We start from the raw sequence: 21,902 nt of genomic DNA, 5'->3' as shown, positions 1-21,902 counted from the left end.
TAGGATCAGTGCGCGAGTTCGGGGACCGTGCGCGGCCGGACCACCAGCCACAGGGACGCGATGGAGACCAGAGCGCAGACCGCCATGACCGCTCCCATCGGGGCCGCACTGCCGACGCCGAGGATGCCGACGATCGGCGAGACGATGCCCGCGGTCCCGAAGTTGAGCGCGCCCAGGAGGCTGGCCGCGGTTCCGGCCTCATGGCCGTGGGCGTTCAGCGCGAGCACCTGCACGCACGGGAAGCCGAAGCCGCACGCCGCGATGAAGAACCACAGCGGGACGACAGTCCCCCAGAGCCCGACATGCGCCTGGTCGAGCACCACGATCGTGACCGACGCCAGGAACATCACGATGGTCGAGCACGCCAGGATCCACTGCGGGCCGACGTACTTGGTGAGCCGCGAGGCGGACTGAACGCCGATGATGATGCCGATCGAATTGACCGCGAAGAGCAGGCCGTACTGCTGCGCGTTGAACCGGTAGATCTCCTGGAAGATGAACGAGCTCGACGACAGGTACGAGAACAGGCCGGTGAAGTTCGCCGCTCCGACGATGGCGATGCCGACGAAGACCCGGTCGCTGAGCACGTTCTTGTAGCGCTGGCCGACGGTCGAGTGGCCGGCGTCGTGGCGGCGCGCCTTCGGGAGCGTCTCGACGATCCACAGGGCGACGCAGGTCACGACGAAGGCGCCGTAGACGGCGAGGACGACGAAGATGCCGCGCCACGGCATCACGAGCAACAGCCACGAGCCGAGCACGGGCGCGAGCACCGGGGCGAGCCCGTTGACGAGCGCCAGGCGGCTCAGCATCCGCACCAGCGGCCGGCCGCCGAAGAGGTCGCGGACCATGGCCATCGCGACGACGCCGCCCGCCGCGGCGCCGATGCCCTGCAGCGCGCGGGCGACGCCCAGCAGTTCGACGTTGGGCGCGATCGCCGCCGCGAGGCACGCGATGATATGCACACCGGTCGCGACCATCAGCGGCGTGCGGCGGCCGATCTTGTCGGACCACGGACCGACGAGCAGCTGGCCGACGCCGAATCCGATCGTGGTGGCGGTGAGCGTGAGCTGGATGGCGGCGGTCGAGACCTGGAAGTCGCCCTGCAGCGTCGGCAGAGCGGGCAGGTAGGTGTCGATCGTGAACGGACCGAGTGCGGTGAGCGCGCCGAGGATCAGGATGTAGGCGAGGCGCTGGCGGCCGGAGAGCGAGTCTCCGGGATGCACGACGGTGGTCACGAAAGAGTCCTTGGCGAGTCGGGGGTGGATGCGGCCGCGCCCGCCGTCGGACGCAAGAGAAGAGCACCGCGTCTGTCACGCGGTGCTGGAGAGCCCGGTTTTCGAATCGATTCGACCGACCGGGTAAGCACGATTCTATACCGCGCGTCCACGAAATGTGAACGTGCGCATTCGCAATGCGGTCATCCCGCCGGGTCGGTCAGAAGCGGCCGGAAGGCCAGCTCGGCCGCCCCGATCATCAGGATGTCGGAGCCGAGCCCCGCGCGGACGATCGAGAGCCCCTCCGCACTCGCCGCCAGGGCCTGCTCGGCGACGAGCCGCGGCAGCCGCTCGGGGTCGAGACCGTGCAGCGCGCCGAGGAATCCGCCGAGCACGATGAGCTGCGGGTCGAAGACGTTCGTCGCCGTACGCAGCGCCGTCGCCAGGAAGCCGAGCTGGCGGTCGACCTCCGCCCGCACGTCGGGGTCGCCCGCCTCGACGGCCGCCGCGAGCGCGCGCTCCAGTTCGTCCGGGTCGGCCGACTCCATCCCGAGCACCGCGAGCAGGGCGTGCTGGCTGACCTCGGTCTCCAGGCACCCGATCGCGCCGCAGTGGCAGCGGACGCCGGCCGAGTTCACGAGCGTGTGGCCCAGCTCCCCGGCGTAACCACTGATGCCGGTCAGGGGGACGGAGGCGGTGATGACGCCCGCACCGATGCCGGAGGCGCCGCCGTTGAGGTACACGAGGTCGCTCGCGCCGCGGCCGGCGCCGAACAGGCGCTCGGCGTTCGCACCGAGGCTCGCGTCGTTGGCCGCCAGCACGGGGAACCCGGTCGCGGCGGCGAGCTGGGCGGCGAACGGCTCCTCGGCCCACTCGAGATGGGGGCGAGCCGCACGACGCCGTCGTCCTCGCGAACCAGTCCCGGAACGGCGACGCCGATGCCCACCGTCCGCGAGGCGGCGGCGAGCTGCGGCCGCAGCCCGTCGATCACGGCGGAGACGATGGCAACGGCTTCGGCTGCCGAGGGGATGTGACGGGTCGGATAGCGCACACGGCGATGCACGTGCGCATCCAGCCCGACGATGCCGACCGTCACCGCGTCGATCTCCGGGTTCACCGCGATCGCCACGACGCGCCCGTCCGGGGCGACGAGCGGGGAGGGACGCCCGACGCGGTTGCTCTGCTCCGGCTGGCGCTCCTCGACCAGGCCCAGCTCGACGAGCTCGCCCACGAGGGCGCCGACCGTGGAGCGGTTCAGCCCGGTCGCCTGGGTCAGCGCCGAGCGGGCGAGCGCACCCTCTCGGTGCACCATCCCGAGCACGGTGGCGAGGTTGTGCCGCCGCACCGTGTCGAGGTTCGTGCCCGCCGTCGCTCTGCTGTCCATTTTCCCGTAACTGTACCGTCGCGGCGCCGGGGAGCGGCCCCGCCGCCGGTCAGCGCGCCGTCGCGGCGCCGTCCTCCGCGGCGGCCGTCCGCCCCGTGACCGCATCCCGCAGCGTGAAGGGATGCCCGGTCGGGCCCTGCGCGCTCAGCTCGCCGCCCGATCGCCGCACGGTGTACTCGGCGGTGGCGCCGTCGGGAGTCGTGACCGTCACGGTCCGCTCGCCGTCCGCGCCGGGGTACGCCACGAGCTCCAGGCCGTCGCGATAGTCGTAGTCGGGCCGGTCGTCGCGGGCGCCCAGCGGGATCACCGCGCCCTCGCGCACGTACAGCGGGAGGCTGTCGAAGCCGTGCCGCTGCCGCATCCACCGTCCGCCCGCCACCGCGCGGCCGGAGAAGAACTCCGTCCACGTGCCGGCCGGCAGGTAGAACTCGACCTCCGACGGCGAGAACACCGGGGCGACCAGCAGGTCCCGGCCGAGCAGGTACTGGCGGTCGAGGTAGTCGACGGCCGGATCACCCGGGAACTCCAGCTGCATCGGACGCATGACCGGCGTGCCCTGCGCGTGGGCCTCCTGGCCCGCCGCGTACAGGTACGGCATGAGCCGCATCTTCAGCTTGGTGAACCGCCGGGTGACCTCCACGGCCTCCTCGTCGAAGGCCCACGGCACCCGGTACGAGTCGCTGCCGTGCAGGCGCGAGTGGCTCGACAGCAGGCCGAAGGCCGTCCAGCGCTTGAAGACGCCGGGATCCGGCATCCCCTCGAACCCGCCGATGTCGTGGCTCCAGAAGCCGAATCCGCTGAGAGCGAGCGAGAGCCCGCCGCGCAGGGTCTCGGCCATGGACTCGTAGCTGGAGGTGTTGTCGCCGCCCCAGTGCACGGGCAGCTGCTGGCCGCCTGCGGTGGCGGAGCGGGCGAACAGCACCGCGTCACCGGCTCCACGCGCCTCCTCGAGCACATCGAAGACGGCCTGGTTGTAGAGCTGCGTGTAGTAGTTGTGCATGCGCTCCGGCGAGGAGCCGTCGAAGTACTCGACGTCGACGGGGATGCGCTCGCCGAAGTCCGTCTTGAAGCAGTCGACGCCCTGCTCGATCAGACCGCGGAGCTTGTCCTGGTACCACCTCGTCGCGTCCGGGTTGGTGAAGTCGACCAGCCCCATCCCGGCCTGCCAGAGGTCCCACTGCCAGACGTCGCCGTTCGGGCGCTTGACCAGGTAGCCGGCGTCCGCGGCCTCGGCGAACAGCGGCGAGCGCTGGCCGATGTACGGATTGAGCCAGACGCAGACGCGCAGGTCCTTGTCGTGGAGCCGCGCGAGCATCCCCTCGGGGTCCGGGAAGGTGCGCGGGTCCCACTCGAAGTCGCACCAGTTGAACTCGCGCATCCAGAAGCAGTCGAAGTGGAACACCGAGAGCGGCAGGTCGCGCTCCGCCATCCCCTCGATGAAGGAGGTGACGGTCTCTTCGTCGTACGCCGTGGTGAAGCTGGTCGAGAGCCAGAGGCCGTAGGACCACGCCGGCACGGAGGCGGGCCGGCCGGTCAGGGCGGTGTACCGCTCCAGGATCTCGGTGGGCGTGGACCCCGCGATGACGTAGTACTCGAGGCTCTCGCCCGGCACCGAGAACTGCACGCGCTCCACCGCCTCCGAGCCGATCTCGTACGAGACGTGACCGGGGTGGTTCACCAGCACGCCGTAGCCGCGGTTGGTCAGGTAGAAGGGGATGTTCTTGTAGGCCTGCTCGCTGGAGGTGCCGCCGTCGGCGTTCCAGACGTCGACGGTCTGCCCGTTCTTGACGAGCGGGCCGAACCGCTCCCCAGCCCGTAGACGAGCTCGCCGACGCCGAGCGAGAGCTGCTCGTGCACGTAGGCGCCGTCGCCGGCGACCGTCATGTGCGCCACCGACTTGTGGCCGCTGGCGGTGAGGATGCGCTCCTCGGCCGAGCCGGGCTCGCCCGTCGAGAAGCTGAGCGACCAGGGGGCGCCCCGCCGGATCGTCGCCGTCAGCGCGCCCGACGTGAGGCAGCCCGCCTCGTCGTCCACCGAGACCTGCGCGTGGCCGGTCTCGGTGCGGAGCGGGAAGCCCGGCTGACGGGCCGCGCCCTGCCAGTGGTCGATCCGGACCCCGACGATGCCCGGAAGCGGCGAGCTCAGCGTGACGGTCAGCGTCGGACGGTTGAGGGTGTCGCCCCGGCGCTCGATGACCTTGGTGGGCGCGGTGATCGTCAGGGTGCCGTCGCCGGCGGTCACGTCGTACGCCTCCTGGGCGTAGAGCGGCGTGACGCCGTCGCGCAGCATCCAGAAACCATCGGTGAACTTCATGCGTGGTGCTCCGGTTACTTGACCGCGCCGGCGGTGATGCCGCGGGTCAGGGTGCGCTGGAAGATGAGGAAGAAGATGAGCGTGGGGATGAGGCCGAGCAGCGCCGACGCGGACGTGGTGGTCACATCCATGAGCCGGTCGCCCTGCAGCACGCTGATCGCCACCGGCACCGTCTGGTTGTCGTTCGACACCAGGAAGGTGAGCGGGATCAGGAACTCGTTCCACGTCCAGATGAAGAAGAAGATGAGCAGCACGCTCAGCGTCGGCCGCGAGATCGGCACCACCACCCGCCAGAGGATGCGCCAGCGGCCGGCGCCGTCGAGCGAGGCGGCCTCCAGGACCTCCTTGGGGAAGGTGCCGTACACGCTCGAGAGCAGGTACGTGCCGAAGGCGCTCTGGATGACCGTGAAGATGATGATGACCGCCCACACGTTGTCGTACAGCCCGACCTGCTTGAACATGTAGTACAGCGGGTAGAGCAGCGCCTCCTGCGGCAGCATGTTCGCGAGCAGGAACAGCACGATGACCCAGGTGCGCGCCTTGACGCGCCCGATGCCGAGCGCGTAGGCGTTGAGCACCGAGAGGATCACCGAGAGCACGGCGACCATTCCGGAGATGAAGACCGAGTTCCACAGCTTCTCGGGAAAGTTCACCCGGTTCCAGAAGTTCACGATGCCGTCGGTGTAGACGGAGGTCGGCAGCTGCAGTGGTCCGCCGGCGTTGTAGTCGGCCGGGCTCTTGAACGAGTTGATCAGGATGAGCAGGAACGGGAACGCGATGGCGACGCCGATCACGATCGCGACGGCGAGGATGATCCAGTCCGTCGCGGTCTTACGCGGTTTCTGCCGCTTGAGCCGGCGGGGCTCCGGCGGAGCCGCGGTCTCGGTGCCAGGGCGGGCGATGGTGGTCGACATCAGATCTGGTTCTCCCTGCGCTCCGCGCGGTTCTGGGCGACGATGAAGAGGATGGAGACGGCGACGATGACCACCGTCAGCGCGGTCGCGATCGTGGCGCCGTATCCCACCTGCTGGCTCTGGAAGAACTCGCTGTAGGAGTAGTAGCTGGGCACCATCGTCGCGGTGCCGGGGCCGCCGCGGGTCAGCGTGTAGACCGGCCCGAAGACCTTGAGGGCCGCGATCGTACAGGTGAGGGTGACGACGAAGATCTCCGGCCGGATGATGGACACGGTGATCGAGCGGAAGCGCTGGAACCAGTTGGCCCCGTCCAGCTCCGCGGCCTCGTAGAGCTCCGGGTCGACCCGCTGCAGGGCGGCCATGAAGATGACGACCGGGTAGCCGAGCTGCACCCAGACCATGACCGCCATGATCGACGCGAGCGCCGTGTCCGGGCTGCCGAGCCAGTTGTGGGCGAACTGCCCGAGCCCGACCGCCTGCAGCATCGTGTTGAGCGCGCCGTTGTCGGGGCGCAGGATCCAGCCGATCACGATCGCCGCGATGACCACCGGCAGGATCTGCGGAAGGTAGTACGTGGCGCGGAGGAAGCTGGCCAGCCTGCCGCCGAACTTCTTGCCGATCAGGTCGAACAGCATCGCGGCGAGGACGAGGCCGACCAGGGTCGGGATGACGACCATGGCGACGATCATCGCGATCGAGTTGCCGAACGACGTCCAGAACTTGTCGTCGCCGAGCAGGCGCACCCAGTTGTTCACGCCGATGAACTTCGGCGGGCGGATGCCGCGGTAGCTCGTGAAGCTGAGGTAGATGTTCCACACCAGCGGGACCAGGACGATCACCGTCAGCAGGACGAAGCCCGGCAGCAGGTACCACCAGAACCGCCCGTGACCCCGCCCCGGCAGCAGCGACTCGCTGCGCGGCCGCGAGGACCGGCGCTCCTGCCGCGTGCGCACGCTCACGTCGACCATGCGTTCTCTCCTTCTGCGTTCCCTGTCCCCCACCGTCGAGTCCGCGGACTTTGCACGCTCCAGCGGCGTGTCGCGTGCAGTCTTCGCGGACTCGACGGTGGGGGATATGGGGAGGTGGGTGTTACTGGTTGACGATCTGGTCGACGCCGTCCTGGTACTCGGAGCCGAGTTCCTTGTTGACCGCGGCCGGGTCCTTGGTGCCGGTGACCAGCTCCTGCAGACCGGCGTTCAGCTGGTCGTAGAAGGTCGGGGTGGGCCAGTCGGGGTAGTACGCGATGCCGTCCTCACCGGTCAGGGCGTTGAAGTTCGCGATGAGCTCCTTCGACTTCTCATCCGTGATGTCGCTCAGCTTCGCTGCGACCGGGATGCCGCCGTTGTTGCCGAGGATCGCCTGGACCTTCGGGCGCATGGTGATGTCGATGAACTTCTCCGCGAGGCCCTTGTTCTTGGCCTTCTCGGGCACGACCCACATGTTGCCGGCCGAGCCGGGCGAGAGCTTCGCACCCGGGAAGAGGAACGTGCCCCACCGGTAGCCCTTGATCTCGCTGACGAAGCGGCCGTACCACCAGCTGCCGGAGTAGAAGATCGGGTACTTGCCCGCGATGAACGCCGTGCCGGCGTCCTCCGCCTTGAGGCCCGAGGCGTCCTTGGAGATGTAGCCCTTCTTGACCCAGTCGTCCACGGTCTTCGTGGCGTACGAGACCTGGGAGCCCTGCCAGTTCACCTTGCCCTTGTAGAGCTGGTAGTCGTCCACCCAGGAGCGGTCGGCCTTGGTCAGCGCCAGCTGGTACCAGAGCTGCCCGAGCGGGTACTCGGCGGCCGACTCGGCGAGCGGGGTGACGCCGTTGTCCTTGAACTTCTGGAGGGCGGCGACGAACTCGTCCGCGGTCTTCGGCACCTCGATGCCGTACTTCGCGAACATGTCCTTGTTGTAGTAGACCTCGACGTATTCGCCGTAGTTCGGGACGCCGTACCAGGAGCCAGAGCCCATGATGCCCTTGTCGTCGTAGCGGGCGGTGGTCTGCAGACTGGACGCGAGCTTCTTGTCCCAGCCGTACTTCTTCACGGCGTCGTCGAGGTTGCTGAGCAGGCCCTGGCTGGCGAGGAGTCCCGCGGTCGCGTTGCCCTTGTTGTACTCCAGCACGTCGGGCGCCTGGTCGGAGTTGAGCACCTGGGAGGCGGTCGAGCGGATCTGCTCGAAGCTCTTGGCCTCGAACTTGACCTTCGCGCCCGTCTCGGTCTCGAACTCCTTGATGGCTTCGTTCCAGGCCTTGCCCATGGCGGAGTCTTCGCTCTCGAAGTGCCACAGGGTGAGGGTCTTGCCCTTCCCGTCGGTGCTGTCGGACGACGACTGGCCGCCGGAGCATCCCGCGAGCATCAGCGCACCGGCGGCCAGAACGGCGCCGATCGCGAGGTGCCTCTTGCGCATCTGTTACCTCCTTGTAGTGGAGTGGACGCGCGTGTGCAGGCCTCGCAGCCACTCCGATGCATTTGTTGGTGAACACAACATAAGCGACACCGCGTGCGAATTGCAAGTGCGTTTTGACATGCGGTTGCGGATGTTTACTGGCCTAGCCCGTTAGTTCGAGTCAACAACAATCGCGTGTGCGGAGGTTCACGCGGCGGCGAGCGCGCGAGCGGGGTCGCCGATCAGCTCGGCGAACACGAGTTCGGCCGCACCGATCAGCAGCTGGTCCTGACCCAGTGCCGCCTCGGCGACCGTGACGCCCTCCCGCGTGGAGCGGACCGCCTCCTCCAGGAGGTCCGGGGCGCCGTGCGCCCGGGCGCCGCGGTGCAGCGCGGCGAGGAACCCGCCCAGCACGACCGCCGACGGGTTGAAGACGTTCACCGCATTGCGCGCGGCGATCTGCAGCAGCCGGTAGCCGCGTTCCAGCACCCGGAGCGCGGCCGGGTCGTCGGTGGCCGCCAGCCGCTCGGCGAGGGATGCCGCCTCCGCCGACTCCAGGCCGACAGCGGCCAGCAGCTCCGCCTGGGTGATCTCGGCCTCCAGGCATCCGCGGGCGCCGCACGAGCAGTGCCGCCCGTCGCTCTGCACGAAGGTGTGGCCGAACTCGCCGGCATAGCCGGCCGCACCGGTCAGCAGCCGACCGGCGCCGATCGCCCCGCCGCCGATGCCGGACGCCCCGCCGATCATGTACACGAGGTCGTCGACCCCGCGCCCCGCGCCGAAGGCGCTCTCGGCGCGCAGGCCGAGAACGGCCGCGTTCGCCGCCCACACCCGGTGCCCGGTCGCTTCGGCGAGCAACTCGGCGAGCGGCTCGTCCACCCAGCCGAAGTGCGTCGCCTCGCGCACCATGCCGTCGGAGAGCCGCACCTGGCCCGGTACCGCGACGCCGAGGCCAACCACGCGAGTGGTCTCCCCCGCCAGCATCCCGGCGATGCCCGCCGACGCGAGGGTCACCGTCTCGGCGACCGATCGCGCGGACGCGGTCTCGATCCGGATGCGCTTCAGCACCCTCCCGCCGAGGCCGACCAGGCCGACGATGATGGCGTCGACCTCGGGGTTCACGGCCACAGCAGCCACGCGCTCGGAGACCCGGACCACCGGGCTCGGGCGCCCGGCGCGACCGCCCGCGGGCGCCTCGTCGACCTCGACCAGCCGGAGTCCCGCGAGCTCCGCGACCAGGTCGCCGACGGTCGAGCGGTTGAGGCCGGTGAGCCGGGTCAGGTCGCTGCGCGAGAGCGCGCCGTCGCGGTGGACCAGGCCGAGGACACTCGCCAGGTTGCTGCGCCGCAGCGCATCCGTCGTCCCGCCCGACGTGGGGCGGACCGTGCTCAGATCGGATGCGGACATGGAATGACCATAACGCGCGTCCTGTGCTCGGCCGTGACGGAGGGCCGGGTGGTCACCAGCTCTCGGGCCGGGCGCCCTGCGGCACCGGTGCCGGGCGCTCCACCGTCGAGGTCAGCGCGACGACCTCGTGCGTGGCCCCGGCGCGCACCACCGCCTCCATGATCTCCAGCACGTGGAACGCCAGGTCGCCTGCGGCGCGGTGCGGGCGGTCCGTCTCGATCGCGCGCGCCAGGTCCGCGAGCCCGTAGCCGCGGCCGGCGTCGGCGTACCCGGCGGCGACCGGGACCTCGCGGAACTCCCGGTCCTCCGCCGTCGCGATGTGCACGGCGTCGGAGAACATGTTCGGGTCCGGGACGGCGATGGTCCCTGCGGTGCCGTAGACCTCGAACTTCGGGGCCTGCGTCGCCCACACCTCGAACGACACCGTGACCGTCGAGATCACACCGGAGGCGTGCTCCAGAATCGCGGTGACGTGCGTGTCCACATCCACCGGGATGCGCGACCCGGCCAGCGGACCGGTCGCGACCGTGCGCTCCCGCGACGACCGGCCGGTCGCCCCGGAGACCCGGACGACGGGCCCGAAGAACGAGACCAGGCTGGTCAGGTAGTACGGGCCCATGTCGAACAGCGGGCCGCCGCCCGGCTGGTAGTAGAACGCGGGCGCGGGATGCCACAGCTCGTGCCCGGGCGCGCTCCAGGCCACCGCGGCCGCGACCGGGTCGCCGATCCGTCCCTCGTCGAGCAGGGCTCGAGCGGTCTGGATGCCGGTGCCGAGCACCGTGTCCGGCGCGCTGCCGACGCGCACGCCGCGCGCCGCCGCGTGTTCGAGCACGGGCGCCGCCTCGGCGGTGGAGAGCGCCAGCGGCTTCTCGCCGTAGACGTGCTTGCCGGCCTCGATGGCCCTCATGGCCACGGATGCGTGCGCGGCCGGAATCGTCAGATTGAGGACCGCATCCACCCGCGGGTCGGTGAGCAGCGCATCCACCGAGAGAGCCTCGACGCCCTGCTCGGCGGCGACTGCGGACGCCCGGTCGAGGTCGAGGTCCGCCACGGCGACCAGGCGCAGGTTGGGCAGCGCCGGGAAGTGCTCGAAGTACTGCCGGCTGATGACGCCGACGCCGATGACGCCGACGTTCAGCGGGCCGCCCACAGCATCCCCCTCTCGATGATCGTGCGGACGGGCCGGCTCTCGACGATCTCCAGCCGGTGGCCCGGAGCCGAGACGAAGATGCGGCCCTTGCCCCACTGCCGCGTCCAGATCGCGGGCGAGGTGACCGGGCGGTTCCATGCGTCCCACGGGCGCACGGCCTGCGTGGTGGTGGCCAGAACGTCGTTGTACTCGTCGCTGAGCACCCAGTACTGCTCGGTGACGAGGTCGAAGTCGTCGATCCCCTCGGTGAGGGGATGCGTCTTGCCGTAGTCGGTGATGTGCACGGTGTACGGGATGTAGTTGTCCGACTGGTCGCCCACGCGCTCCGCCGGGTCCTTGCCCGCGTGGTGCGCGAACTGGCCGCCGATCATGTGCAGGTAGTCGGCGTTGTTCCGGTACGAGTCGGCGATGCCGCCGTGCCAGCCCGCCATACCGGTGCCGTTGAGGACGGCGTTGCGGAGGCCGCGGAACTCCGCATCCTCGATGGTGCTCATCGTGTTGACCTGGACCACCAGATCCACGCCGGCCATATACTCCTCGTCGGCGTAGACGGCCGTGCCCTCCTCGACGCGGACGTCGAAGCCGTTCTCGCGGAGGAACGGCAGGAACAGGTCCGTCGTCTCGACGGGCATGTGCCCGTCCCAGCCTCCGCGGACGATCAATGCGTGCGTGCTCATGCTTCCTTCCGGTGGTGCGACGACGCCATCTGTTCCTGAGTTGTTCGGGTCGTTCGCGGCGATCCGCCCGAAGAACTCAGGAATCGTTGGCGGGGGTCGGTGGGGGTCAGGGGATCGGGGTCCAGGCGCTGGACGCGGCGGCGCTGCGCTCGACGGCGTCGAGGACGCGCTGGATGTGGAGGCCGTCGGCGAAAGACGGCTCGGGGTCGCGGCCCTCCGCGACGGCGGTGACGAAGTCGACCACCTCGTGACTGAACGCGTGCTCGTAGCCGATCGCGTGTCCGGTCGGCCACCAGTTCGCCATGTAGGGATGCTCGGGCTCGGTCACCAGGATGCGCGTGAAGCCCTGCTCCCCCGCCGGCGCGGTCGCGTCGTAGAACTCGAGCTCGTTCATCGCCTCGAGGTCGAAGGCGATCGCTCCCCGGGAGCCGCTCAGCTCGATCCGCAGCGCGTTCTTGCGGCCGGTCGCGTAGCGCGTCGCCTCGAACGCGCCGAGCGCTCCCGCGGCGGCCCCGCCGGTCAGGCGTCCGGTGAACCAGGCCGCGTCGTCCACGGTCACGCGTCCGCGCTCGTCGGACGCCGTGCCCGAGAGGCCGACGGTCTCGCCGAGCAGCGGGCGCTCCTCCACGAAGGTCGCGAGCGTGCCCGACACGCCGCTCAGCCGCGAGCCGGTGAGATGCTCGATCAGGTCGACCGCGTGCGCCCCGATGTCGCCGAGCGAGCCGGAACCGGCGGACGCCTTGTCCAGGCGCCAGGTCATCGGGCCCTCCTCATCGCGCAGCCAGTCCTGGAGGTACAGCGCCCGGAACTGACGGATCTCACCGAGCCTCCCCTCCTGCACCAGCCGGCGGGCGAACCCGATCGCCGGCACGCGCCGGTAGCTGAAGCCGACCATCGACCGCACACCGTTCGCGGCTGCGCGCTCGGCGGCCTCCGTCATCGCCTCGGCCTCGGCGACCGTGTTGGCGAGCGGCTTCTCGCAGAGCACGTGCTTGCCCGCCTCGAGCGCCGCGATGGCGATGTCGGCGTGGCTGTCTCCGGGGGTGCAGATGTCGATCACGTCGATGCCGGGGTCCTCGATCGCAGCGCGCCAGTCCGTCTCCGCGCGCTGCCAGCCGAAGCGGCGACGGGCATCCTCCACGCGCTCCGCGTCGCGGCCGACGATCGTCGCCATCACCGGCTCAGCGGGCAGGTCGAAGAAGCGCGGGGCGGTGCGCCATCCCTGCGAGTGCGCGGCGCCCATGAAGCCGTAGCCGATCATGGCGACGTTCAGTCGCGGCGTGTCGTCGGTCATCGTCGGCCCTCCTCTGGCGTACCCGAGCGACGCTAGGACGCGTCCCTCCGGTCGGGCAAGTTTCGGAAGAGACTTGGAAAACTTTCGCTGCTCAGGTGCGGGGCGGCGCCGTGGAACCCCGTTCGATCAGCGTCGTTGCCAGCTCCAGCCGGCTGCTCTCGACCTCGCCCGCTCGCAGCCGCAGCGCCAGGCGCGTCGCCTCCTCGGCCATCTCCTGCAACGGCTGCCGGACGGTCGTCAGCGGCGGCCGGGCCCAGGATGCGGAGGGCGCGTCGTCGAAGCCGACCACCGAGACGTCGCCCGGCACGTCCAGTCCCAGCGCGAACGCGGCGTCGTACACGCCGAGCGCCTGCATGTCGTTGGCGCAGACGATCGCGGACGGCCGGTCCGCCGCATCCAGCAGCCGTCGCCCCTCGCGCTCGCCGTCCTGGCGCGAGAAACCGCCGCCTCCGACGTGCGCCGGGACCGGGACTCCGGCCTCCTGCAGCGCCGCCTGGAACCCGGCGAGCCGCGCGCGTGAGCACATCAGGTCGGGCGGCCCGCCGATGGCCGCGATGCGCCGGTGGCCGAGGGCCAGCAGGTGGCGGGTGGCTGCGAGACCGCCCGCCCAGTTGGTGGCGCCGATGGCGGGTACGTCGGCAGGCGGGTCGCCCGCCGGGTCGACCACGACGAACGGGATGTTGCGCGTGCGGAGCTGGCGGCGGTGGTCGGCGGTGAGGTTCGAGAACTGCAGCACGATCGCGATCGGCTTGCGCCGCAGCACGCCGGTGATCAGCTCGTCGCCGACGGCGTGATGGTCACCGATGGTCGACAGCGTCATCGCCAGGCCGTTCTCGCGGGTCACGCGCTCCACCCCGCGGATCACCTCGACGGACCACTCGCTCGCCAGGTTCTCGATGACGAGCTCCACCGCCTCGCCGCGTTCGGCATCCACCCCCGGCGGGCGTAGCCGGAGTCGTGGAGGAGGTCCTCGACGCGGCGGCGGGTGGCGGCGGACACCCCCGGGCGGCCGTTGAGCACCTTGGACACGGTCGAAAGCGACACGGACGCCTCGCGCGCGATCGCCTCCAGCGTGGGGCGGGTGGGAGCGGACATGGTGCCACTGTCGCACATCCGCGAGCGGCGATAGCCACGGCCTGTGCCACAATGACGGCCACGCCGTCCAGGCCGCGGTGTACCCCACCGCCTGGACCGCTCCGCAGAAACCCGCGCCGAAAGCGAGACCGATGCCGCTCACCGATCTGACCCACGCCGAACTGCTCACCTTCCGCCCCGAGGTCGACGAGCCCGCCGACTTCGACGCCTTCTGGGAGCGCACCATCGCCGAGGCGCGCGCCGCGGGCGGGGTGCCCGAGCTGACGCCCGCCGACACCCCCGTCACGCAGCTCGTCGTCGAGGACCTGGTCTTCCCCGGGTTCGGCGGGGAACCGGTGCGGGCGTGGGTGTCGCGCCCCCTGGATGCGGCCGGCCCGCTGCCCGCGGTGGTCCAGTTCCAGGGCTACGGCGGCGGCCGCGGCCTGCCCGGCGAGAACGTCGCGTGGGCGCTCGCCGGCTACGTGCACGTCTTCGTCGACACACGCGGCCAGGGCAGCGGATGGGGCAGCGGCGGCGACACGCCCGATCCGCACGGGTCGGGTCCGGCGACCCCGGGCGTCATGACGCGCGGCATCCACTCCCCCGAGACCTACTACTACCGGCGGGTGTTCACGGACGCCGTGCGCGCGGTGGACGCCACCCGCGACCTGCCGTTCGTGGACGCGGCGCGTGTCTCGCTGACCGGCGGCAGCCAGGGCGGCGGGATCGCCCTCGCAGCGGCGGCTCTCTCGGGCGACGTCTTCGCGGTGCTGCCCGACGTGGCGTTCCTCTGCGCCTTCCGCCGCGGCGTGGAGGTCGCGGTGGGCGGTCCGTACCAGGAGGTGGCGACGTACCTGTCCGTGCACCGCGACCAGGTCGAGCAGGTGTTCCGGACGCTGTCGTACTTCGACGGGGTCAACTTCGCGCGCCGCATCCACGCGCCGTCGCTGTTCTCGGTGGCGCTGATGGACACGGTGGTGCCGCCGTCGACGACGTTCGCGGCGTACAACCACCTCGCTGCGGAGGATCGTGCGATCGAGGTGTACGGGTTCAACGACCACGAGGGCGGTGGCGCGGCGCAGTGGCGGGCGCAGGCGCTCTGGCTGGCGGCGCGGCTGAACCGCTGACGCGCCTCGCCGAGTGGTGACTCGTGGCGCTAATCCGCGTCGAGTCGCGACATGATGTCACCACTCGGCGGGAGGACGGACGGACGCACGGCGCGAGTGGTGACTCGTGGCGCCTATCCGCGCCGAGTTGCGACATGATGTCACCACTCGGCGGGAGGGCGGACGGACGAGACGCCCGGACGGACGGACCCGGACCGCGACGGCATCAGGCGGAGGCGGGCGGCGCGGTCGTACCGCGGCGTACGAGGCGCGTGGGGAGGCGGAGGTGCGTCCGCTCGGGGGTCTCGCCGCCCATGAGGGCGAGCAGTAGGTCGGCGGCCGCCGCCCCGAGGCTCTGCATCGGCTGGCGCACGGTGGTGAGCGGCGGGCTGTACTGCGACGCCTCCGGCACGTCGTCGAAGCCGATCACGGACAGGTCGCGCGGCACGTCGAGGCCCACTTCGGCGGCGACCTCCATCACCGCGATCGCCGAGATGTCGTTGGCGGCGAACACCGCGGTCGGCCGGTCCGGCCGCGTGAGCAGCGGCAGCGCCACCGCCTTCACGGTGTCGTGCTCGTAGCGGCCCACCGCGACGAGCGACGGGTCGAACGGGATGCCGGCCTCGCTGAGCGCACGGCGGTACCCGGCGTCGCGGAGGCTGGAGGAGCGCAGGTCCGGACGTCCGGCCACATAGGCGATGCGCCGGTGGCCCAGTCCGATGAGGTACGCGATCGCGTTGCGGGCGCCGCCGAAGCTGTCCGACTCGACGGTCGGCACGTCCGCCCGCCCGGTGTGCGGGTCGATGGCGACGATGGGCACGTCGGCATTGGCGTTCACGACGGTCGGCGTCACCATGATGACCCCGTCGATGAGCGTGCCGCTGAGCCGGCTGAGCGAGCGCCGCTCCCACCCCTCGCTCGACGGCTGCCTGGAGCCGCTGTAGGCGAGGAGGTCGTAGCGGGACTCGTGCAGCGCCGCACCGACGCCCTTCAGGATCTCGGCGGAGAACGGCTCGAAGTCCGCGACGAGCACCCCGATCACGCCCGTGCGGCGCGATCGCATGCTGCTGGCGACGAGGCTGGACTCGTATCCGAGCTCCTGCACCACCTGCAGCACGCGCTCCACGGTCTCCACTGCGACGCCGTACCGGCCGTTGACCGCCTTCGACACCGTCGCAACGGAGACGCCGGCCGCTTCGGCCACGTCATTGATCGTCGGACGCCGTCCCATGCCGCCCGAGTGTACCGTAGAAAAGGTTTTCGAAAACGTTTGACACCGTACCCACCGCTTGCGACACTCCTGTCGTCCCCACCTCAACGAAGAGAACAGGTTGGAATCACATGAAAGGCACCAAGCTCCTCACCGGAGCGGCCGTCGTGATGGCCGGCGCGCTCGCCCTCACCGGGTGCAGCGGAGGCTCCGACAGCTCGAGCAGCAACGGCAAGGTCAGCATGACCCTCTGGCAGAACTCCACCACCGGCCCCGGCCAGGAGTTCTGGAAGAACGCCGTCGCGGCATTCGAGAAGAAGAACCCGAACGTCACCATCAAGGTCCAGTCGATCCAGAACGAAGACCTCGACGGCAAGCTCCAGACCGCGCTGAACTCCGGCGACGCCCCCGACATCTTCCTGCAGCGAGGCGGCGGCAAGATGGCGGCGATGGTCAACGCCGGTCAGCTCATGGACATCACCGGCAAGGTGTCGTCCGAGACCAAGAAGAACATCTCCGAGGGCTCCTTCAAGGCGGAGACCTACCAGGACAAGGTGTGGGCCATGCCCATCGCCGTGCTCCCGGGCGGACTGTTCTACAGCCAGGACCTGTTCAAGGCCGCCGGCATCACCGACGCGCCCAAGACGATCAGCGACCTGAACGACGACGTCACCAAGCTCAAGGGCACCGGCGTCGCCCCCATCGCGCTCGGCGCGAAGGACGCCTGGCCCGCCGCCCACTGGTTCTACTGGTTCGCGCTCCGCGAGTGCGCCGGTTCGACCATGGAGAAGACGGCCGACTCGAAGTCGTTCTCGGACGGCTGCTGGCTGAAGGCGGCGGAGGACCTGCAGAAGTTCGCCGCGCAGAAGCCCTTCAACGACGGCTTCCTCACCACGTCCGCTCAGCAGGGCGCGGGCAGCTCGGCCGGCCTCGTGGCCAACCACAAGGCCGCGATGGAGCTCATGGGCGCCTGGGACCCGGGAGTGATCGCCTCCCTGACGCCGGACCAGAAGCCGCTGCCCGACCTCGGCTTCTACCCGTTCCCGGAGGTTCCGGGCGGCAAGGGCGAGCCGGGCTCGATCATGGGCGGCGTCGACGGGTACTCGTGCTCCGTCAAGGCCCCCAAGGAGTGCGCCGACTTCCTCAACTTCGTGGCCACCACGGACCAGCAGGAGGCCTACTACAAGGCCTTCAACGCCCCGCCGGTGAACTCCGAGGCGCAGAAGGTCGTCACCGAGCCCTACCTGCAGGATGTGCTGAAGGCCTACAACGCGGCCCCGTTCGTCTCGCAGTGGCTCGACACGGTCCTCGGTCAGAACGTCGGCAACGCGCTCAACGTGGCGGTCGTCGACATGCTGGCCGGCAAGAGCGACCCGAAGCAGCTCATCCAGGCGGCCAACGACGCCGCCAAGAAGGGCTGAGGGGAAACCTCGTGACCAACATCCGCGAGAACACCACCGGCACCGCGCCGGCCGCGGGTCTCGCGCAGCACGGCGGGGGCGACGCGATCGCGTCGTCCCCGTCGCGGCAGCGCCGCCCCCGCACGGGCCGCTGGTCCGGACGTCTCGAGATCGCGCTCCTCGCCGGGCCTGCGGTCATCGTCTTCCTGGGCTTCGTGATCGCCCCCGTCGTGATGGCGGCCTACTACGGCTTCTACCGCTGGGCGGGATACGGCCCCCCGACCGACTTCGTCGGCCTCCAGAACTACGTCACCATCCTGACCGACTCCGCGTTCCAGCAAGCGCTCGGGCACAACGTCTTCATCGTCGTGATGTCGATCGTGCTGCAGGGTCCGATCGCGATCCTCCTGGCCCTGCTGCTCAACCGCAAGATGCGCGGGCAGTCGATCATCCGCGTCCTGATCTTCGTGCCCTACGTCATCGCCGAGGTGGTCGTCGGCACCGGCTGGAGCCTGATGCTCGCCACCAACGGCGCGCTGAACGGCATGCTGAAGAACCTCGGCCTCGACTCCCTGGTGCACGACTGGCTCTCCGACCCGAGCCTCGCGATCTGGACCCTGATGGGCATCCTGACCTGGAAGTACGTCGGCTTCGCCGTCATCCTCTTCCTCGCCGGCCTCCAGGGCATCCCCGAGGAGCTCTACGAGGCGGCCGCGCTCGACGGCGCGACCTACTGGCAGATCCAGCGGCGCATCACGCTGCCGCTGCTCGGCCCGACCCTCCGCATCTGGGCGTTCCTGTCGATCATCGGCGCACTCCAGCTGTTCGACCTCGTCTACATCATCTGGGGCCAGTACGTCGCGTCGACGGCCGGCACCTCCACCATGGCGACCTACATGGTCGCGAACGGCCGTAACGCCGGCAACTTCGGCTACGGCAACGCCGTCGCCGTCGTGATCTTCCTGATCTCGCTCGTCGTTGCCCTCGTCTACCAGCGGTTCGTGCTGCGGCGCGACACCGCGGGCGCCCTCACCGGTGACAGCCGGAAGGCGCAGCGCGCAGAAAGGAAGGGACGATGACGACCCTCACCGCCACCCCGGAGCCCACCCTCCCCGGCGCCACGCGGCGCAAGGAGAAGGGCCTCCCCTGGGGCTCCCCGATCATCTACTTCGTCGCGCTCGTCGTGATCGCGCTGATGCTGGTGCCGATCGCGTACATCGTGCTCGGCGGCTTCCGCACCAACTCGCAGATCACCGTGGACCCGGCCGGGTTCCCGAACCCGTGGAACGTCGACAACTACCTGAGCGTGCTCAGCGGCGCCACGTTCTGGCAGGAGGTGGGCAACTCGACGATCGTCGCCGTGGTGACGACCCTCGGCGTGATCATCCTGGGGCTCATGGCGAGCTACGTCCTTGCCCGCTACAAGTTCCGCGGCCGGGGCTTCCTCTACGCGCTGTTCGCCGCCGGGCTCATGTTCCCGATCACGGTCGCCATCACGCCGCTGTACATCGTGGTGCGCAACCTCGGCCTGATGAACTCGCTGGGCGGCGTCATCCTGCCGCAGATCGCGTTCGCGCTGCCGACGACGATCATCATCCTGGTGCCGTTCCTGCGGGCCATCCCGGACGAGATCGAGGAGGCCGCCTTCATCGACGGCTGCAGCCGGCTCGGCTTCTTCTGGCGGATGGTGCTCCGGCTCTCGCTTCCGGGCGTGATCACCGTCGGCATCCTGGCCTTCATCGCCAGCTGGAACAGCTACCTCCTGCCGCTCTTCCTGCTCAACAACGAGGCGACGTTCACGCTGCCGCTGGGAGTGCAGGCGTTCTCGTCGCAGTACTCCCAGGACACGGCGAAGGTGCTGGCCTTCACGTCGCTGTCCATGATCCCGGCGCTGGTGTTCTTCAGTCTGTTCGAGCGCCGTATCGTCGGCGGCCTGACCGGCGCCGTCAAGGGCTGACGCCCGACCTCCTTCAGAAGTGTGAGATCGACATGACCGAATCCCTTCCGCGCCCTTCTGCGCCCTCCGAGCGGGTCCGCGGCCTCCTCGCCGAGATGACCCTCGACGAAAAGCTCGCGCAGCTCGTCGGCTACTGGGTCGACAAGGGCGACGAACTGGTCGCGCCCATGGCGGGCGAGATGGGCAACCCCGGCGCCTACGCCGACGTCACCGCGCACGGCCTCGGTCAGCTCACCCGCGTCTACGGCACCCGGCCGGTCGACCCGGCCGAGCGCGCATCCTGGCTCTGGGCCGAGCAGCGGCGACTGAAGGAGGAGACCCGGCTGGGGATCCCCGCGCTGGTGCACGAGGAGTGCCTGACCGGCCTCGCGGCGTGGAAGGCGGCCACCTTCCCGACGCCGCTGGCCTGGGGCGCCTCCTTCGACCCGGAGCTGGTGGAGGAGATGGCCGCGCTGATCGGCCTCTCGATGCACGAGCTGGGCATCCACCAGGGTCTCGCTCCCGTCCTGGACGTCATCCGCGACCCGCGCTGGGGCCGCGTCGACGAGTGCATCGCCGAGGACCCGTACGTGGTCGGCACGCTCGGCACCGCCTACGTGCGGGGCCTGCAGGGCGCCGGGGTGCACGCGACGCTGAAGCACTTCGTCGGCTACTCGGCCTCGCAGGCCGGACGCAACCACGCCCCGGTGCACGCCGGACCGCGCGAGGTGCGCGACACCCTCCTCCAGCCGTTCGAGATGGCGGTCCGGGATGGCGGGGTGCGGTCGGTGATGAACTCGTACGCCGAGATCGACGGCGTCCCCGTCGGCGCGTCCCCCGAGTACCTGACCGGCATCCTGCGCGACGAGTGGGGCTTCGAAGGGACGGTGGTCTCCGACTACTTCTCGGTCGCCTTCCTGCACGCCATGCACGGCGTCGCGGCAGACCTCGGCGAGGCGGCCGCCCTGGCGCTGGCCGCCGGCATCGACGTCGAGCTGCCGACCGGCGACGCGTTCCTCGAGCCGCTGGCGTCGCGCATCCGCTCGGGCGAGGTGGACGAGTCGCTCGTCGATCGCGCCGTGCTGCGCGTCCTGGCGCAGAAGGAGGAGCTCGGGCTGCTGGATGCGACGTTCGACGAGCCCCCGACATCCATCGACCTCGACACCCCCGCGCACCGGGATGTGGCCCTGCGGCTGGCCGAGGAGTCGCTCGTGCTGCTCACCAACGACGGCACGCTGCCGCTCGGCCCGGCCCCGGCCCGCATCGCCGTGCTCGGCCCGAACGCCGATGCGCCCGAGGCGCTGATGGGCTGCTACTCGTTCGCGAACCACGTGCTCGCGCACCACCCCGATGTGCCGCTCGGCTTCGAGCTGCCGTCGGTGCTGGATGCGGTGCGCGGCGAGTTCCCGTCGGCGACCGTCGCGCATGAGCGCGGCTGCGACGTGGAGGGCGACGACCGCTCCGGCATTCCCGCCGCGGCGGCCGCGGCGAGCGCGGCGGACGTCGCGCTCGTGGTGGTCGGCGACCGCGCCGGGCTGTTCGGTCGCGGGACGGTCGGCGAGGGCAACGACGTGGAGAGCCTCGAGCTCCCGGGCATCCAGCGCGAACTCGTCGAGCGGGTCGTCGCGACCGGCACCCCCGTGGTGCTCGTCGTGCTCTCCGGCCGGCCGTACGCGATCGGCTGGGCGGTGGAGGGCGTGACCGCGCCGGCCGCCGTGCTGCAGGCGTTCTTCCCGGGCGAGGAGGGCGGGCGCGCCCTGGCGGCGGTCCTCTCGGGCCGAGTCTCCCCGTCCGGTCACCTGCCGGTCTCGCTCCCCGCTCGGCCGGCGCCCAGCCGTACTCGTACCTGCACCCGGTGCTCGGCGGCCCGAACGAGATCACCAGTGCCGACAGCACCCCGGTGCTGCCGTTCGGCCACGGGCTGTCGTACACGACGTTCGAGCGCTCGGAGCTGACGGTGGATGCGGAGGTCGCCGCGGGCGGCACGTTCAGCGCGAGCGTCCGCATCCGGAACACCGGTGACCGCGCCGGCACCGACCTGGTGCAGCTGTACGCGCGGGATGTGCACGCCAGTGTCACGCGTCCGGTCGCCCAGCTGCTCGGCTACCGCCGGGTGGAGCTGGCGCCGGGCGAGGAGGCCGTGGTGCGCTTCGCCGTGCCGACCACACGGCTCGCGTTCTCCGACCCGTCGCTCCGCCGCATAGTGCAGCCCGGGGCCGTGGAACTGTGGGCGGGACCCTCGTGCGATGAGCGCGAGACGTCCGCCGACCTGCGGATCAGCGGCCCGGTGCACGTCGTCACCCCGGCGGACGCCCGCCTGGTGACGACGGAGGTCGAGACGGCTACGGTGGGCGCTGTCTTCACGGACGCGCTCTGAGTAGTGGCGCTGCACGGCCACTACGGTATAAGTTTTACGAAACAACAAATCATCGACGACGCTGAAGGAA

The 21,902-nt window shown here is 70.3% G+C and carries 15 protein-coding genes and 3 pseudogenes; 5 read left to right on the top strand and 13 right to left on the bottom strand.

Translation table 11 applies throughout. From position 1 onward, the window contains the following. Window positions 1–5: 5 nt before the first annotated feature. From ACQ86M_RS00945 to ACQ86M_RS00890, 12 genes and pseudogenes are all read right to left on the bottom strand, one after another. The gene (locus tag ACQ86M_RS00945; RefSeq protein ID WP_431220279.1) at window positions 6–1,235 is read right to left on the bottom strand and encodes a multidrug effflux MFS transporter; all 1,230 of its coding nucleotides are present in this window, start codon (window positions 1,233–1,235) and stop codon (window positions 6–8) included. Window positions 1,236–1,417: 182 nt separating this feature from the next. Further along, window positions 1,418–2,598 (bottom strand): annotated as a pseudogene (locus ACQ86M_RS00940) (ROK family transcriptional regulator). A gap of 49 nt (window positions 2,599–2,647) precedes the next feature. Further along, a pseudogene (yicI, locus tag ACQ86M_RS00935) lies at window positions 2,648–4,911 on the bottom strand (alpha-xylosidase). A 14-nt stretch (window positions 4,912–4,925) separates the two neighbouring features. After that, window positions 4,926–5,825 (bottom strand): carbohydrate ABC transporter permease, encoded by a 900-nt coding sequence (locus tag ACQ86M_RS00930; RefSeq protein ID WP_431246727.1) that lies wholly within the window; start codon window positions 5,823–5,825, stop codon window positions 4,926–4,928. Beyond that, window positions 5,825–6,793: a carbohydrate ABC transporter permease gene (locus ACQ86M_RS00925; RefSeq protein WP_431220275.1), complete on the bottom strand. Its 969-nt coding sequence runs from the start codon at window positions 6,791–6,793 to the stop codon at window positions 5,825–5,827. The genes ACQ86M_RS00930 and ACQ86M_RS00925 overlap by 1 nt, the downstream gene beginning before the upstream one ends. Before the next feature lie 121 nt (window positions 6,794–6,914). Continuing rightward, window positions 6,915–8,222 (bottom strand): ABC transporter substrate-binding protein, encoded by a 1,308-nt coding sequence (locus tag ACQ86M_RS00920; protein ID WP_431246726.1) that lies wholly within the window; start codon window positions 8,220–8,222, stop codon window positions 6,915–6,917. A gap of 186 nt (window positions 8,223–8,408) precedes the next feature. Beyond that, window positions 8,409–9,608, bottom strand: coding sequence for an ROK family transcriptional regulator (locus ACQ86M_RS00915; RefSeq protein WP_431246725.1), 1,200 nt, complete (start codon window positions 9,606–9,608; stop codon window positions 8,409–8,411). Window positions 9,609–9,660: 52 nt separating this feature from the next. Beyond that, window positions 9,661–10,758 (bottom strand): Gfo/Idh/MocA family protein, encoded by a 1,098-nt coding sequence (locus ACQ86M_RS00910; RefSeq protein ID WP_431246724.1) that lies wholly within the window; start codon window positions 10,756–10,758, stop codon window positions 9,661–9,663. Continuing rightward, window positions 10,743–11,435, bottom strand: a complete 693-nt coding sequence (locus ACQ86M_RS00905; protein ID WP_431246723.1) for a ThuA domain-containing protein — start codon at window positions 11,433–11,435, stop codon at window positions 10,743–10,745. Before ACQ86M_RS00905 ends, ACQ86M_RS00910 begins: the two co-directional genes overlap by 16 nt. Before the next feature lie 106 nt (window positions 11,436–11,541). Beyond that, window positions 11,542–12,729 carry a Gfo/Idh/MocA family protein gene (locus ACQ86M_RS00900; RefSeq protein WP_431246722.1) on the bottom strand — a complete coding sequence of 396 codons (1,188 nt, stop codon included), beginning with the start codon at window positions 12,727–12,729 and terminating at the stop codon, window positions 11,542–11,544. Window positions 12,730–12,820: 91 nt separating this feature from the next. After that, on the bottom strand, window positions 12,821–13,663 hold the full coding sequence (locus ACQ86M_RS00895) for a substrate-binding domain-containing protein (RefSeq protein WP_431246721.1): 843 nt from the start codon (window positions 13,661–13,663) through the stop codon (window positions 12,821–12,823). Further along, window positions 13,591–13,824: a LacI family DNA-binding transcriptional regulator gene (locus ACQ86M_RS00890; RefSeq protein WP_431246720.1), complete on the bottom strand. Its 234-nt coding sequence runs from the start codon at window positions 13,822–13,824 to the stop codon at window positions 13,591–13,593. The genes ACQ86M_RS00895 and ACQ86M_RS00890 overlap by 73 nt, the downstream gene beginning before the upstream one ends. 131 nt (window positions 13,825–13,955) lie before the next feature. Between ACQ86M_RS00890 and ACQ86M_RS00885 the strand changes: the two genes are divergently transcribed. Continuing rightward, on the top strand, window positions 13,956–14,930 hold the full coding sequence (locus tag ACQ86M_RS00885; protein ID WP_431246719.1) for an acetylxylan esterase: 975 nt from the start codon (window positions 13,956–13,958) through the stop codon (window positions 14,928–14,930). A 205-nt stretch (window positions 14,931–15,135) separates the two neighbouring features. On the opposite strand, the gene ACQ86M_RS00880 is transcribed toward ACQ86M_RS00885, so the two are convergent. After that, window positions 15,136–16,140 carry a LacI family DNA-binding transcriptional regulator gene (locus tag ACQ86M_RS00880; protein ID WP_431246718.1) on the bottom strand — a complete coding sequence of 335 codons (1,005 nt, stop codon included), beginning with the start codon at window positions 16,138–16,140 and terminating at the stop codon, window positions 15,136–15,138. Window positions 16,141–16,250: 110 nt separating this feature from the next. Between ACQ86M_RS00880 and ACQ86M_RS00875 the strand changes: the two genes are divergently transcribed. The 4 genes and pseudogenes from ACQ86M_RS00875 to ACQ86M_RS00860 all read left to right on the top strand — a co-directional run bounded on the left by ACQ86M_RS00875 (window position 16,251) and on the right by ACQ86M_RS00860 (window position 21,832). Beyond that, complete coding sequence (locus tag ACQ86M_RS00875; RefSeq protein ID WP_431220265.1) at window positions 16,251–17,540, top strand: ABC transporter substrate-binding protein; 1,290 nt, start codon at window positions 16,251–16,253, stop codon at window positions 17,538–17,540. Window positions 17,541–17,551: 11 nt separating this feature from the next. Beyond that, window positions 17,552–18,598 carry a carbohydrate ABC transporter permease gene (locus ACQ86M_RS00870; protein WP_431246717.1) on the top strand — a complete coding sequence of 349 codons (1,047 nt, stop codon included), beginning with the start codon at window positions 17,552–17,554 and terminating at the stop codon, window positions 18,596–18,598. After that, window positions 18,595–19,476, top strand: a complete 882-nt coding sequence (locus ACQ86M_RS00865) for a carbohydrate ABC transporter permease (protein ID WP_431220264.1) — start codon at window positions 18,595–18,597, stop codon at window positions 19,474–19,476. The genes ACQ86M_RS00870 and ACQ86M_RS00865 overlap by 4 nt, the downstream gene beginning before the upstream one ends. A gap of 32 nt (window positions 19,477–19,508) precedes the next feature. Further along, a pseudogene (locus tag ACQ86M_RS00860) lies at window positions 19,509–21,832 on the top strand (beta-glucosidase family protein). The last annotated feature ends 70 nt before the right edge of the window (window positions 21,833–21,902 follow it).

This window comes from Leifsonia xyli subsp. cynodontis (assembly GCF_050632205.1).
Classification (GTDB): domain Bacteria; phylum Actinomycetota; class Actinomycetes; order Actinomycetales; family Microbacteriaceae; genus Leifsonia; species Leifsonia xyli_D.
This window is presented reverse-complemented; position numbering and strand designations above follow the sequence as displayed.